Source organism: Seohaeicola zhoushanensis, assembly GCF_014656415.1.
GTDB classification, from domain to species: domain Bacteria; phylum Pseudomonadota; class Alphaproteobacteria; order Rhodobacterales; family Rhodobacteraceae; genus Seohaeicola_A; species Seohaeicola_A zhoushanensis.
Genome location: NZ_BNCJ01000006.1, coordinates 175,074 through 188,958, shown reverse-complemented (window position 1 = coordinate 188,958; position 13,885 = coordinate 175,074). Strand labels below are relative to the sequence as shown.

The window sequence follows — 13,885 nt, the reverse complement described above, 5'->3', positions numbered from 1 at the left end:
GATCAGCGCCTCTTCATCAGCGCCTCTTCCTGGTCATGGGTGACGAGGATGAAGGTGATGCCGATCGACTGCTGCAACTGGCGCAGTTCGACCTGCATCTGCTCGCGCAGCTTGCGGTCGAGCGCCGAGAGCGGCTCGTCCAGCAGCACCACCTTGGGCCGCATCACCAGCGCGCGGGCCAGCGCCACGCGCTGCCGCTGGCCGCCCGAGAGCTCGTGCGCGGCGCGGCGGCCGTAGCCGGCGAGGTCGACCATCGCCAGCGCGGTCTCGACCGCTGCCCTGTGGTCGGCCCTGGACAGGCGCAGCCGCTTCAGCCCGTAGCCGACATTCTCGGCCACGTTCAGATGCGGGAAGATGGCGTAGGACTGGAACACCATGTTGGTCGGCCGCTGGTTCGGCGGGATATCGGCCATCGGCTTGCCGTCGATGACGATCTGCCCCTCGGTCGGGTGTTCGAAACCGGCGATCATGCGCAGGAGGGTGGTCTTGCCGCAACCCGAGGGGCCGAGCAGCGAGAAGAACTCGCCCTCGCGGATCTCGGTGTCGATCCGGTGCAGCGCCTGCACGGTGCCGAAGCGTTTCGAGACGCCCCTGAGTTCGATGATCGGGCGGTCGCTCACAGGAAGCCTCCGGAAACGGCGGGGTCGAGGCCCTGGCGGCGGGCGGCGCGGCGGCGGAAGAGTTCCGCCAGAAAGAGCAGCGTCACCGAGAGCACCAGCAGGATGGTCCCCAGCGCCATGATCGAGGGCAGCTTGGTCGGGAAACGCAGCTGGCTCCAGATATAGACCGGCAGGGTGACGTCGGTGCCGGTCAGGAAGAAGGCGATGATGAACTCGTCGAGCGAGATGGTGAAGCAGCAGAGCAGGCTGGAGATCACGCCGGGCAGCACCAGCGGAAAGATCACCCGGCGGAAGGTGCCCCAGCGGGTTTCGCCGAGGTCGAGCGAGGCCTCTTCCAGGCTCCGGTCGAGGCCCTGGAAGGCCGAGTTCAGGATGGCGATGGAGAAGGGGGTGCAGACCAGCACATGGCCGAAGATCACTGTCCAGAGCGAGAGCTTCAGCCCCAGTTGCACCAGCAGCACCAGCAGGGCCACGGCGACGATGATCTCGGGCAGCACCAGCGGCAGCATGATGAAGCCGACGATGCCGCGCTTGGCCGGAAAGCGGTAGCGGGCGATGGCGCGGGCGGCGCAGGCGCCGAGCAGGGTGGCGAGAAACGCGGTAGAGAGGCCGACGATCAGGCTGTTCTCGACCGCCTCGTGCAGCGCCTCGGTCTGCCAGAGCACGCGGAACCATTCGGTGGTGAAGCCCGAGAGCGGGAAGGCGATGATGGTGGCGTCGTTGAAGGCGAAGAGCGGCAGCAGGAAGACCGGGGCATAGAGGAAGACCATGTAGGCGATCGCATAGGCGAGCAGCCCCTTGCCCTGGCCCGGCCTCATTGCGTTCGTCCCCCAAGCCGGCGGCCGATGGCATAGATCACGATGGCGACGGCGGCGACGATGAGCATGGACGAGACCGCCAGCGCCGCGCCCAGCGGGGCGTTGTTGGCCTTGCTGAACTGGGTCTGGATCATGTTGGCGATCATCAGCCCGTCGGTGCCTCCGACAAGCCTTGGCGTGATGTAATCCCCAACGGTGGGGATCAGCACGATCAGCGTTGCCGCGATCACGCCGGGCATCGCCAGCGGCAGGGTCACGCGGAAGAAGCGGCGCAGGGGGCCGTCGCCGAGGTCCTCGGCCGCTTCGAGCAGGGAGCGGTCGATCCTCTCCAGCGCCACGAAGATCGGCAGGATGGCGAAGGGCGCCCAGGCATGGGCCAGGGTGATGACCACCGCGTTCATGTTGTAGAGCAGGAAGGTCAGCGGTTCGTCGGTGATTCCCAGCCCCATACGCGCCGAATTCAGCACGCCGTTATAGCCGAGGATCACCTTCCACAGGAAAACGCGCAGCAGGTACGAGGTCCAGAACGGAATAGTGATGAGGAAGAGCCAGACCGCCTTGCGCCGCCTGACGTGGAACGACAGGAAATAGGCGACCGGAAAGGCCAGCAGCACCGTCACCGCCGTTACGATCAGCGAGATCAGCAGCGACCGGCCCATCAGGATGCGGTAGATCGGCTCGCCCCAGGCCTTGCGGTAATTGTCGAGCGTCAGCGTGGTGTCGATGTCGAGGTAATTCTGCGTCCAGAAGCTGAAGGTCACGACCGTGGCCAGCGGTGCGGCGAGAAGGAGCAGCGAATAGGCGAGCGTCGGGCTTATCAGCACCAGGCCCTGCCGCGCTTCGCTGCCGGGCCTCAAGGGCAGGCGCTCCGCCGGGGGTGCAGGCTCATCCGCGCGGCGCCCCGGCGCGCAGCAGCAGGGCGTTCATCTCGGCCAGCCGTCCCGGTTCCGGCTCGTCGTGATCGAGCACCGGGAAGAGCGTCCGCAATGCGTCGTGATAGCTGCGCACCCCGATTTCGAGATCGGAGAGGATCACCCCGTCGTATCCGCTGGATTGCGCCGCTTCCCAGCTCCATTCGATCAACTGTTCGTCCTCTTTGGCCGTGATCCTGTCGATACGCTTGCTGAGATACCTTGCGGCGCGCAGGCGCCGGTCTTCGTTCGGATAGCGATAGATCGCGCCCCGCTGGATCGTCTTACCACAGGCCTCCGGGAACTCGTGATAGAAAATTACCGAGTCCGGGTAGATGCCGAAGGCGGTATTGGGGAACATCCCGATATAGAGCCATGCCCTGCGGTGTTGGTCGTCGAGATGCGACTGGTGCGGCAGGATCTTCTTGTAGTTGCGCACGCTCCAAAGCGTGCTGCGGTCCTCGCGGAAGCCGGCGAGCGAGCGGCTCGCGCCGTCGCGGAAGGGCTCGTCGGCATAGTTGGGGCCGAAAAGGTCGTCGAGGCCGGGATGCGCCATCGGGACGTGATAGCCCTCGTTGTCGACGTCGCGCACGCATTTCCAGTTGGCGCGGATCTCCTCCTGCCAGAGGCCGCTGCCGTCGGGCAGGATCGAGGGCAGGTCGTATTGCGCGAGTTCGGCGTCGAAACGGGCCATGACCTGCGACAGCGGCGGCTGCGGTCCGGGCTTGAAGCGGACGAAGACGAAGCCCTGCCAGATGTCCATCTCCAGCGGTTTCAGGCCCCATTCCTGGCTGTCGAGGTCAGGCAGGCTGTCGGGCTGCGAGGCGCCGCGCAGGGTGCCGTCGAGGTTGTAGACCCAGCCGTGGAAGGGGCAGATGATGGCCGAGCGGCAATGACCCCGGTTGTCGCCCACCACCCGGCTGCCGCGATGGCGGCAGAGGTTGTGGAAGGCGCGCACCGTGCCGTCCTTGCCGCGCACCACGAGGGCGCGCTCGCCGGTGAAATCGGCCGCGACATAGTCACCGGGCCGCGCCACGTCGCCGATGTGACAGATCAGCTGCCAGTGGCTGCGGAAGAGCAGCTCCTTCTCCGCCTCCAGCAACTCGTCCGAGAAATAGCTCCAGGCCGGCAGGCCGCTGCGGTCCCAGTGATCCGAGCGGGGGGCGGTTGCATGTTTTGGCATGGTTTTCGCTTTCTGACCTGTTTCCTTCTAGCAATAGTTATTTGAGCGCTCAATCAAAATTTGATCGGGAAACGCGTGCCGCCTCCGGTGGCCCAGGTTGCACCGTGCCGGTGAACGCCTGGTAAAGGCGTTGGGCTCAGGTTCCGGAGAGCGTGCGGACCTCGTCTTCGCCGATCCCGACCAGCTGCGCCGTCTCGATCAGTTGCGCCCAGGTGCCCGAGTCGAGCGGGATCTCCTCGGCGCGGGCGGCGCGGGCGCGGCGTTCCGGGTCGCCCGGCACCATGACGCCTTCGCCGTCCGGTGCGGGCGGGCTCGACTTGACCCAGGCGACATAGGCGTCGAGGTCGGCGAAGAAGCCATGTGCGCCGCCGAAGACGTCGGGGTCGATCAGGATCGCCATCATGTTGTTGACGATCCGCCCCTCGACCACGCGGCCCGGCAGATGCGCGCCGCCACCGCTGAACGACCCGCCCAGCAGGTCGCCCAGCATGGCCAGGCCAAAGCCCTTGTGCGCGCCGAAGGTGGTCAGCGCGCCCTTGGGCTCTTCGAACATCACCGCGGGATCGTCGGTCTCGCGCCCCTCGGAATCGATCAGCGCGCCCCAGGGCACCTTCTTCTGCGCCAGGTAGGCGACGCGGGCCTTGCCGTGGGCGATGGTGCTGGTGGCCATGTCGAGCACGGTCATCGGCGTGCGCTTGGTGGCGGGGATCGCGGTGCAATAGGGGTTGGTCGAGAACCGCGGATCGCTGCCGCCGAAGGGCGCCACCAGCGCATTGGGCGAGAGCACGTTGACATAGTGGATCGAGATGAACCCCGCCTCGGCCGCCATCTCGGCCCAGTCGCCGATGCGGCCGATGTGGAACGAGTTGCGTAGGCTGAGCAGGGCGAAATGGTTGCTCCGCGCGCGCTCGATGGCCAGCTGCATGGCCTCTTCGGCGATCACCTGGCCAAAGCCCAGCCCGCCGTCGACCAGCAGGAACGGCCCCTTGTCGGAAACCACCTCGATCCGGGCCGCTGGTTTCAACTCGCCGGCGCGGATGCCCTCTACGTATTTCGGCACCATCCCGACGCCGTGGCTGTCGTGCCCGGTGAGGTTCGCGGTCACCAGCCGGTTGGCGACCCGCGCCGCGAGCTCGGGTTGGCCCGAGGCGCGCGACAGGATTTCGGCGGCGAACAGGCGCAGGGAATCGGGGGCGATCTGCATGGCGGGCTCCTTCCGGGCAATTGACGTTTGCACTCTGGGCGGGGGCAGGCGCTTCGGTCAACCGCGGGCCGCGTTCACCGCCTTATCCGTTTGCGCAGGGATCGGGGGCGCGCCATAGTCGCGGCCGAAGCAGAAGGGACGGGAGGATGCCGATGCTCGAAGGAATACGGGTGATCGAGGTCGAAGGTATCGGGCCGGGCCCCTTTGCGGGGATGATGCTGGCCGACATGGGGGCCGAGGTCATCAAGGTGCACCGGCCGGGTGGCCAGGCGACACCGGGCCTGCCGGATCGGCCGATCCTCGACCGGGGCAAGCGGTCGATCATGCTCGACCTCAAGGCCGAGGGCGACCGCGCCACCTTCCTGCGCCTCGTCGGCAGCGCCGATGCGCTGATCGAGGGTTTTCGCCCCGGCGTGATGGAGCGGCTCGGCATCGGCCCGGAGCCCTGCCACGCCGCCAATCCGGCGCTGGTCTATGGCCGGATGACCGGTTGGGGGCAGTCCGGCGCCCTGTCCGACCGGGCGGGCCATGACCTGAACTACATCGGCCTCTCGGGCGCGCTCTGGTATTCTTCGCCGCCGGGCGAGACGCCCTTCGCCCCGCCGACGCTGGTCGGCGATGTCGGCGGCGGCGCGATGTATCTGGTGGCGGGTATCCTGGCCGGCCTGCTGCGGGCGCGGACCAGCGGCAAGGGCACGGTGGTCGATGCGGCGATCTGCGACGGCTCGGCCAACATGATGAACCTGCTGATGACCATGGGCCAGACCGGCAACCTGGCTCCCGCGCGTGGCGACAGCCTGCTGGATGGCCCGCATTTCAGCCGCACCTACCGCACCGCCGACGGCGGTTTCATGTCGGTGCAATGCCTGGAGCCCAAGTTCTATGCCGAGTTCCTGGCCCGGATGGAGCTGACCGGCGATGCCGAGTTCGAGCGCCAGCTCGACCGCAGCGTCTGGCCGGCCTGCATCCGCCGGCTGGAGGCGCGGTTTGCCGGGCGCGGCCGGGCCGAGTGGGAGGCGATCTTCGAGGGCAGCGATGCCTGCGTCGCGCCGGTGCTGACGCCGCAGGAGGCGATGGAGCATCCGCTCAGCACATCGCGGGGGATCTGGGTCGAGGCCGATGGCGCGCTGCAGGCCGCCGCCGCGCCGCGCTTCTCGGATGCGCCGGCCTGGGTGCCGCGCCCGGCGCCGGAACCCGGCGCCGACACCGAGGCGATCCTGGCCGAGCTCGACGCGGGCTGAGCCGGTCTCAGCGGTCCGAGGGTGGCGGCCCGACCTCGTTCGCGCCGGGCAGCAGCCGGTCGGAGAGGCCCTGGAGCGTGTAGAACGGCGCCGGGTATCCCCAGGCGCCGTCCCCGAAGGCGGGATCGGCGGGCAGGCAATAGGGCCCGCAGATCAGCCGGGTGGTGCCCATGACGCTGTCGTTGAACCAGAGCCGCCCGCCGGGCGTGGCGACAAAGCCGTCGATGCCCTCGGACATGTCGCTCTCCAGGTCCTGCGGCGAGGGCAGTTCGCTGTCGGCGGCGGGGTCGTAGGCGGCATGAGTGTGGAAGCTGGCCAAAGGCCGGGCGCCGCGCGGTAGCCGTGAGGGCCGGCAACCATCGCGCCGGCCGCGGCGCGCGCGCGAGGCGACGAGCTGGCCGTCCGACGCGATGCCGATGGTGCCGCAGTATTCGCGGTTGTCGGCAAAGGAGCGTCCCTGCAGCTCGGTCAGCAACTGCTGCGCAAAGCCGACGATGGCTGCGTCCTGCGCCTTGGCAGGGCCGGCAAGTGCGGCGCAGAGGGCGAGCAGGGGCAGGGCGGGGCGTCTGGTCATGCGGCCTTCCGGTGTTCACGGCCGGGCGGTATCGCGGCCGGGTGTTGCAGCGGGATGATCCGCATGGCCGCGTGCAATGTCCTATTCGCCGTGGCGCCGCAAGCGGCGGCGCAACGCGATGATCCGGCCTGTGCCGGATTACGCCAGCCTGGCAGGGCATCGGGCAAATTCATGCCGATGCCCGCGCGGCGCGATCAGCGGGTGACTTCGTTGAACTTGATCGATTCGCCGCAGCCGCAGGCCTCGGCGACATTGGGGTTGTTGAAGCGGAAGCCCGATTCCAGCAGCCCGGTTTCATAGTCGATCTCGGTGCCGAAGAGGAACATCTGCGCCATCGGCGCAATCATGATCCGGGCGCCGTCCTGTTCCACGACTTCGTCCATGGGGTCGACGCTGTCGACATAGTCCATGGTGTATTCCATGCCCGCGCAGCCGCCCTTCTTGACGCCGATGCGCAGGCCGGAATGCCCGCCCTTCGCCATCAGACGGGAAATCTGCCTGGATGCCGCCGGGGTCATGGTGACGGCCTGCTTGCCGGGAATGGAAAACATCGGGTTTCTCCTTTGCGCTTAACATAATGGGCAGATGCACCAATCTCAAGCCGGCGAAAGGAAACAGGCCGCCGGTGAGGGCGGCCCGCAACGCTGGATATGTCGGTTGGTCCGTGCCGCCGGCGGAACCACGGATTCCGCAGGGCAGTCAGTGCCGGTTTTGGCCTTACATGAACCCGAGTTCGAGGCGGGCCTCGTCGCTCATCATGTCCATGCCCCAGGGCGGCTCCCAGGTCAGCTTGACGTCGACCTGCTTGACGCCGGGGATCGGCTCGATCGCCTCGGCCACCCAGCCCGGCATCTCGCCGGCGACGGGGCAGCCCGGCGCGGTCAGCGACATCACCACGGTGACCTCGTTCTCGGGCGTGATGTCGATCGTGTAGACCAGCCCGAGTTCGTAGATATTCACCGGAATCTCCGGGTCATAGACCGTGCGGCACGCGTCAACCACCTGGTCGTAGAGCGGGTGATCGACGGTTGAAGGCGCGATCAGGGGGGCGCCTTCCAGGGGTTCCGGTTGATGGGTCATCTGGGCCTCGGGCTCGGGTTTCCTGAGGGATTATATAGGGAATTGAGGCGGGGGCGTAAAGTGGCCCCGGCCATACACGTATGCGGCTTTTGCTATTTATTAAGATTTGCGGTAGGGTGGTTCCCGTTAGCTTTGCGTATTTCCCGTGTATCGCGGGCAATAACAAAAGCCGGGGCAGTTCTTTCCGCAGGCCTGACAGCTGTCGACAGGCGCGAATGCGCGATTGCGACCAGCCAAGGGGGGCTTGAGATGAAAGACTGGAAGATCAAGGCACTGGAACTCGCCAACTGCAACTGCAACTTCGGTTGCCCCTGCCAGTTCAGCCAACGCCCGTCGGACGGAACCTGCGAAGCCGCGGTTGCCTTCGACATCACCGAGGGACATTACGGCGACGTCGACCTGAGCGGCGTGCGCGCCGCCGGGGTCTACAAGTGGCCGGGCCCGATCCACGAGGGCAACGGCGAGATGCAACTCATCATGGACGAAAAGACCACGCCGGCGCAGCGCGCGGCGATGGAGGCGATCATGACCGGCGAGGACACGCAGGAGATGGCCACCATGTGGTATGTCTTCTCGAAGATGGCCCCCAAGCGGCACGAGACGCTGATCGCGCCGATCGAGATGGATTACGAGGGCAAGTCCGGCAAGGGACGGATCAAGGCCGGCTCGATCTTCGAGACCGAGATCAAGCCGATCCCGAACATCGTCACCGGCGATCCGCACCGGATCAGCATTTCGCTGCCCGCCGGGTTCGAGTTCACCACCGCCGAGATGGCCTGCGGCAGCACCCGCACCGACAAGGGCGCGCTGAAGCTGGCGAAGAACAACGCCACCCATGCCCATGTCGCCAACCTGCACATGACGGGGGCTGGGCTGGTCCGGGCCTGAGGCCGCGATGACCTCGCGGACAGAAGGGGCGCGCGGGCCGGTCGAATGGCTGGCCTCGCGCGAAGGTGCGGTCGTGGCGGCGGCGGCGGGGCTGATCGTGGTCCTCGCCGCGCTCTACACCGTCTTCGGCGTCGGCATGTCGATGTCGGCCTTGCAGATGACCGGCATGGCGCGCCCGGTGGGCGCGCCGATGTCCATGCCGATGCAGCCGGTCTGGACGCCGGGCTACGCCGTGCTGGTCTTCCTGATGTGGTGGATCATGATGATCGCCATGATGACCCCCAGCGCGGCGCCCATGCTGCTGCTCTTCACCGCGCTCAAGCGGCAGGGACCGGAGCCCGGGCGGGCGGTGGCGATGAGCCTGGTCTTCCTCGCCGGCTACCTGCTGTCCTGGGCCGGGTTCAGCCTCGTCGCCATGTCCCTGCAATGGCTGGCCGAGTGGCTGGGCCATGTCGAGGGCGCGATGATGACCCTGCGGGGCCATTGGCTGGCCGGGCTGGTGCTGATCGGGGCGGGGCTTTACCAGTTCACCGCGATGAAGGCCGCCTGCCTGTCGCACTGCCAGTCACCGGCCGCCTTCCTCGCCGCCCATGCCCGGCCGGGCATGGCGGGGGCGCTGCGGCTGGGGCTGCTGCACGGGGCCTATTGCCTTGGCTGCTGCTGGGCGCTGATGGCGCTGCTCTTCGTCGGCGGGATCATGAACCTCTACTGGATCGTGGGGCTCACGCTCTACGTTCTGGCCGAGAAGCTGCTGCCGCTGGGACCGGGCTTTGCCCGCGTCTCGGGCGGCGTGCTGATCCTGTTCGGAGGCTACGTGCTGCTGGGCGCGCTCTGAGGGCGCGCCCGGCGCCTCATTCGTTGATATCAGTGTTGAACCGCTTCACCTGGCCCTTGGGCAGCATGAATATCCGCCGCAGCACCAGCCAGGCGGCGAGGGCGAGGCCGGCCCAGACGAAGAGCATCACCGGCAGGCTGGGGGTGATGCCAATCAGGATCATCAGCGCAATCCCGAAGGCGCCGATGGCGAAGCCGAGCAGGACAAAGCCCGGCAGCACCATCTCGAGGATGGCGAGCACCAGTGCCGCCCCCATCCAGACCCACCACGTCTGCCAGAGCATCAGCCGCGTCCCTTCAGCATCTTGAAGGCGTCGCCGAAGGCCTCGACCATGTTGGCCGGCAGGATGATCGTCTGCTTGCCGTCGCCCTTGCCAAGGCTGTTCAGCGCCTCGACCTGTTTCAGCGCGACCTGGTACTGCGCGGCCTCGATGCCGTTGCGGGCGATGGCCTCGGCCACGACGCCGGTGGCATAGGCCTCGGCGTCGGCCTGGATGCGGCGCGCCTCGGCGATCTGCTTGGAGGCATAGAGCTCGGCATCGGCCTGCAACTCGACGGCGCGCTTCTGGCCCTCGGCGCGGGTGACCTGGGCGCGGCGTTCACGCTCGGCGTTCAGCTGTTGCAGCATGGCGTCGCGGGTGGCCTGGTCGAGGTTGACGTCGAGGATCTCGGCCCGGGTCACCTGGATGCCCCAGTCGTCGACCGCGTCCTCGACCGATCCCTTGATGGTGGCGATCAGGCTGGCGCGGTTGGATTGCACCTCGTCGAGGTCCATCTTGCCGATCTCGGCGCGCACGATGCCGGCGACGGTGGTGGCGATGGCTGCGTCGACGTCGCGGATCCGGTAGACGGTCTTTTCCGGCTCGATGATGCGGTAGAAGACCGAGGTATCAACCTGCACCAGCACGTTGTCCTTGGTGATCGCGTCCTGGCTCGCGGTCGGCAGCTGGCGTTCCAGCACCGAGATCTTGTGGGCCACGTTGTCGAGCAGGGGGACCACGAAGTTGATGCCGGGCCCCAGCACCGAATGCAGCCGGCCGAAGCGCTCGACCACGTGCTTCTCGGACTGCGGCACGATGCGCACGCCCTTGACGATGATGACGATCAGGACAATCGCGCCCAGCAGGTAGACGATATTGCCGGTCACCAGGTTGAGGATTTCGTCTTCGCCCATGAATTTCCGTCCCGCGTAAAGAGTTGAACAATGTCACCGGGGTTTTGCCACAGGTTGCACCCTCTGGCGACTGGTTTTCGCGGGAACCGGAGAGGCGGGGCGATTGTTTCTTGGGTGGCGACGGCCGGGCGAGACTGCCCGGTTGCGACACCATCACCCGGGAGAGAGCGATGAAAGACCTTGAAGCCCTGTTCAAACATTTCGTGAAAGACATCTATTACGCCGAGAAGCAGGTCCTGAAGACCCTGCCCAAGATGGCGCGCAAGGCGACCTCCGAGCAATTGCGTGAGGCCTTCGAACATCACCGCGAGGAGACCGAGCAGCAGGTCGAGAACCTTGAAAAGGTCTTCGAACTGCTCGGGCTGAAGCCGCGCGGCGTGACCTGCGAGGCGATCGACGGCATCCTCGAGGAAGGCAAGGAGATCATGGAGGAGACCGAGGACGGCTCGACCCGCGACACCGGCATGATCGCCGCGGCGCAGGGGGTGGAGCACTACGAGATCACCCGCTACGGCACGCTGGTTGCCTGGGCCAAGACGCTGGGCATGACCGAGGCCGCGCAGTTGCTGCAGGCCAATCTCGACCAGGAAAAGGCGGCGGACAAGAAGCTGTCTTCGCTGGCGACGGCCTCGCTGAACAAGAAGGCCGCCTGAGATTGAAGTGCCGCGCGAAAGCGCGTAAGGCGGCGCCTCATGAGCGCCGCCTTTTCCTTCCAGCTTGATGCCACCGACGGAGCCGCCCGCACGGGCGTCATCTCCACCCCGCGTGGCGAGATCCGCACCCCTGCCTTCATGCCCGTTGGCACCGCCGCCACGGTGAAGGCGATGATGCCCGAGAGCGTTCGCGCCACCGGCGCCGACATCCTGCTGGGCAATACCTATCACCTGATGCTGCGCCCGACCGCCGAGCGGATCGACCGTCTGGGCGGGCTGCACAGGTTCATGAACTGGGAACGGCCGATCCTGACGGATTCCGGCGGCTTCCAGGTGATGAGCCTGGCCGAGCTGCGCAAGCTCACCGAGGAGGGCGTGACCTTCAAGAGCCATATCGACGGCTCGCGCCACACCCTGACGCCCGAGCGGTCGATGGAGATCCAGCGGCTGCTCGGCTCGGATATCGTCATGTGCTTCGACGAATGCCCGGCGCTGCCGGCCGACGAGAAGCGGGTGGCCGAGTCGATGCGGCTGTCGATGCGGTGGGCGGCGCGCTCGAAAGAGGCCTTCGGCGACCGGCCGGGACACGCGCTCTTCGGCATTCAGCAGGGCGGCGTCACGCAGGAACTGCGCGCCGAGAGCGCCGAGAAACTGCGCGAGATCGGCTTTGACGGCTATGCCATCGGCGGTCTTGCCGTGGGCGAGGGGCAGGAGGCGATGTTCGGCGTGCTGGATTATGCGACCGACATGCTGCCGCAGGACAGGCCGCGCTACCTGATGGGTGTGGGCAAGCCCGACGACATCGTCGGCGCGGTGGCGCGCGGGGTCGACATGATGGACTGCGTGCTGCCCTCGCGCTCGGGGCGGACCGGGCAGGCGTTCACGCGGCACGGCGTGGTCAACATCAAGAACGCCCGCCACGCCGACGACCCGCGCCCGCTGGACGAATCCTGCACCTGCCCGGCCTGCCGCAACTATTCGCGCGCCTACCTGCACCACGTGTTCCGGGCGCAGGAGATCATCAGCTCGATGCTGCTGACCTGGCACAACCTGCATTACTTCCAGGAGATCATGGCCGGAATGCGCGCGGCCATCGCCGAGGGGCGCTTCGCCGCCTGGCAGGCCGAGTTCCACGCCGGGCGGGCGGAAGGGGACATTCCGCCGCTGTAAGGGGCAGGGCCGCCGGATGCGGCCCCGCCTGACATGTCGTCACGCGCGGCGGCGCAGCAACGCAAGGCCGCCGAGACCGGCAAGCAGAAGTGGCAGGCCGGCCGGCAGCGGCACCGGGGTCGCCGCGCTGGCAAGCGCCTCGGTCGAGTAGCGGGTCCCGTCGAGTTCCCAGTAGGTGAAGTTGCGGAACAGGCCGCTGACCTCGCGCTCGTCGTCCAGGAAGGCCAGCGAGACGAGGCCGTCCTTCAGCGAGAAGGACAGCAGGTCGTCGAGCTGGAAACCGGCGAAGAGCGCCGTGTTCAGGCCCAGCCCGCCGTCGATCACGCCATCGGCAATTGCCCCGCCGAAGAGCGCATCGACGATCACCTGGTCGTTGCCGCTGCCGAAGCGGATGCCGCCGAAGATCTCGCTGCCGGCGAGCACGGTCAGCTTGCTGTCGCCCTGCACCGGGGCGAGGCGGATGGCAAGGTCGCCGCGGCCGCGCAGGGTGCCGGCGTTCTCGATCTCGACCGAGTTGGTGGCGGCATCGTCGGCACCGATGGCACTCGGGCCCTCGATCAGGCCGGCGTTGACGATTTTCACCGTGCCGTTCTGGCGGTTCGGGTTCACGCCGTCCTCGTAGACTTCGTCGATGTCGATGCCGCTGTTGTCATTGGCATCCGGGGCCAGCGAGATGATCCGGCCGGTGGCGGTATTGGTTACGGTGCCTTCGTCCATGTCGATGCCGTCGTCGGTGCCGCGGATCATCCCGGCGTTCAGCACGGTGCCGCCGGCGAACTGGACACCGTCCTCGTCGACGATATTGGCCTCGTCGTTCAGCTTGATGGTGCCGTAGTTCTCGAGGTGGAAGCCGCCCCGTGCCTCGACCACTTCCTCGCCGCCGGTGAGCAGGCCGTGGTTGATGACGGTGCTGCCCTCGGCGCGCAGCTGCAGGGCGCGGCCGTCGGTGGCGCTGATGGTGCCCCAGTTCTCGACGCGGGTATTGGTGATGTTCTCTTCGGCGCGGATGGTCTGCTGGCGGCTCTCGATGGTGGCGCCGGCCTGGTTGATGACCTCCAGACCCGATCCCGAGAGCATCACGATGCTGCGCCCGCCGCTCTTGATCTGGCCGGCGTTGACCACCTTCAGGCCGGTGCCTTCGCCGGTGATCGCGAAGCCGGCAGTGTCGGCCTGCTCGATCAGCCCGTCGTTCAGCACGGTGGCGTTGTCGCCCTGCATGGCGACCGGCGTGACCTTGTCGTCGATGCTGACGACCGAGGCGCCGGACTGCACGGTCACGGTGGCGCCATTGGCGGTCGAAAGGATCGGATCGCTGCCGAGGACGGTGCAGGTGAAGCCGGCGCCGACGGGCGTACAGGTGGCGGCAAGGGCCGGCGCGGCGGCGCAGAGCGCGAGGGCGGTGGTGGTCAGCAGGGTGTAACGGCGCATGGCTTCCTCTCGTACACTTGATGAACAGGACGGAGGCAGGGGCCACCGACTCAGGGAACGGGCCTCGGGCCCGCCGGGAGTGATGGCGGCGGCATGTGACAGCCGTG

The 13,885-nt window shown here is 67.2% G+C and carries 16 protein-coding genes; 5 read left to right on the top strand and 11 right to left on the bottom strand.

What is annotated here, in order from left to right; all coding sequences use genetic code 11:
• Nucleotides 1-2 precede the first annotated feature (2 nt).
• The 5 genes from IE266_RS27255 to IE266_RS13195 form a co-directional block, all read right to left on the bottom strand.
• Nucleotides 3-620 (bottom strand): ABC transporter ATP-binding protein, encoded by a 618-nt coding sequence (locus IE266_RS27255; protein WP_308434591.1) that lies wholly within the window; start codon nt 618-620, stop codon nt 3-5.
• Nucleotides 617-1,438, bottom strand: a complete 822-nt coding sequence (locus tag IE266_RS26885; protein ID WP_229864095.1) for an ABC transporter permease — start codon at nt 1,436-1,438, stop codon at nt 617-619. Before IE266_RS26885 ends, IE266_RS27255 begins: the two co-directional genes overlap by 4 nt.
• Complete coding sequence (locus tag IE266_RS13205; protein WP_229864092.1) at nt 1,435-2,295, bottom strand: ABC transporter permease; 861 nt, start codon at nt 2,293-2,295, stop codon at nt 1,435-1,437. Before IE266_RS13205 ends, IE266_RS26885 begins: the two co-directional genes overlap by 4 nt.
• Nucleotides 2,296-2,323: 28 nt before the next feature.
• Entirely contained in the window at nt 2,324-3,532 is a 1,209-nt protein-coding gene (locus IE266_RS13200) for an aromatic ring-hydroxylating oxygenase subunit alpha (RefSeq protein ID WP_189680561.1), read from the bottom strand.
• A gap of 136 nt (nt 3,533-3,668) precedes the next feature.
• Complete coding sequence (locus tag IE266_RS13195) at nt 3,669-4,736, bottom strand: malate/lactate/ureidoglycolate dehydrogenase (protein ID WP_229864091.1); 1,068 nt, start codon at nt 4,734-4,736, stop codon at nt 3,669-3,671.
• Between the two features lie 152 nt (nt 4,737-4,888).
• Between IE266_RS13195 and IE266_RS13190 the strand changes: the two genes are divergently transcribed.
• Nucleotides 4,889-5,977, top strand: coding sequence for a CaiB/BaiF CoA transferase family protein (locus IE266_RS13190; RefSeq protein WP_189680560.1), 1,089 nt, complete (start codon nt 4,889-4,891; stop codon nt 5,975-5,977).
• A 7-nt stretch (nt 5,978-5,984) separates the two neighbouring features.
• Here the strand turns inward: IE266_RS13190 and IE266_RS13185 are convergent, their stop codons facing one another.
• From IE266_RS13185 to IE266_RS13175, 3 genes are all read right to left on the bottom strand, one after another.
• Nucleotides 5,985-6,551 carry a DUF4329 domain-containing protein gene (locus IE266_RS13185; protein WP_189680559.1) on the bottom strand — a complete coding sequence of 189 codons (567 nt, stop codon included), beginning with the start codon at nt 6,549-6,551 and terminating at the stop codon, nt 5,985-5,987.
• A 194-nt stretch (nt 6,552-6,745) separates the two neighbouring features.
• Nucleotides 6,746-7,102, bottom strand: coding sequence for a HesB/IscA family protein (locus tag IE266_RS13180; protein ID WP_189680558.1), 357 nt, complete (start codon nt 7,100-7,102; stop codon nt 6,746-6,748).
• A gap of 166 nt (nt 7,103-7,268) precedes the next feature.
• Nucleotides 7,269-7,631: an SUF system Fe-S cluster assembly protein gene (locus tag IE266_RS13175; RefSeq protein ID WP_189680557.1), complete on the bottom strand. Its 363-nt coding sequence runs from the start codon at nt 7,629-7,631 to the stop codon at nt 7,269-7,271.
• A 249-nt stretch (nt 7,632-7,880) separates the two neighbouring features.
• Between IE266_RS13175 and IE266_RS13170 the strand changes: the two genes are divergently transcribed.
• Both IE266_RS13170 and IE266_RS13165 read left to right on the top strand, forming a co-directional pair.
• On the top strand, nt 7,881-8,519 hold the full coding sequence (locus tag IE266_RS13170; protein WP_189680556.1) for a DUF1326 domain-containing protein: 639 nt from the start codon (nt 7,881-7,883) through the stop codon (nt 8,517-8,519).
• A 7-nt stretch (nt 8,520-8,526) separates the two neighbouring features.
• Entirely contained in the window at nt 8,527-9,354 is an 828-nt protein-coding gene (locus IE266_RS13165) for a DUF2182 domain-containing protein (protein WP_189680555.1), read from the top strand.
• A 16-nt stretch (nt 9,355-9,370) separates the two neighbouring features.
• Here the strand turns inward: IE266_RS13165 and IE266_RS13160 are convergent, their stop codons facing one another.
• Together IE266_RS13160 and IE266_RS13155 are read right to left on the bottom strand one after the other, a co-directional pair.
• Entirely contained in the window at nt 9,371-9,637 is a 267-nt protein-coding gene (locus IE266_RS13160; protein WP_189680554.1) for an NfeD family protein, read from the bottom strand.
• Complete coding sequence (locus IE266_RS13155) at nt 9,637-10,527, bottom strand: SPFH domain-containing protein (protein ID WP_189680553.1); 891 nt, start codon at nt 10,525-10,527, stop codon at nt 9,637-9,639. Before IE266_RS13155 ends, IE266_RS13160 begins: the two co-directional genes overlap by 1 nt.
• A 170-nt stretch (nt 10,528-10,697) precedes the next feature.
• On the opposite strand from IE266_RS13155, the gene IE266_RS13150 reads away from it, so the two are divergent.
• Complete coding sequence (locus IE266_RS13150; RefSeq protein ID WP_189680552.1) at nt 10,698-11,180, top strand: YciE/YciF ferroxidase family protein; 483 nt, start codon at nt 10,698-10,700, stop codon at nt 11,178-11,180.
• A gap of 39 nt (nt 11,181-11,219) precedes the next feature.
• Nucleotides 11,220-12,350, top strand: a complete 1,131-nt coding sequence (gene tgt / locus IE266_RS13145; protein WP_189680551.1) for a tRNA guanosine(34) transglycosylase Tgt — start codon at nt 11,220-11,222, stop codon at nt 12,348-12,350.
• A 39-nt stretch (nt 12,351-12,389) separates the two neighbouring features.
• Here the strand turns inward: tgt and IE266_RS26880 are convergent, their stop codons facing one another.
• Entirely contained in the window at nt 12,390-13,778 is a 1,389-nt protein-coding gene (locus IE266_RS26880; RefSeq protein WP_229864090.1) for a VPLPA-CTERM sorting domain-containing protein, read from the bottom strand.
• Between the last annotated feature and the right edge of the window lie 107 nt (nt 13,779-13,885).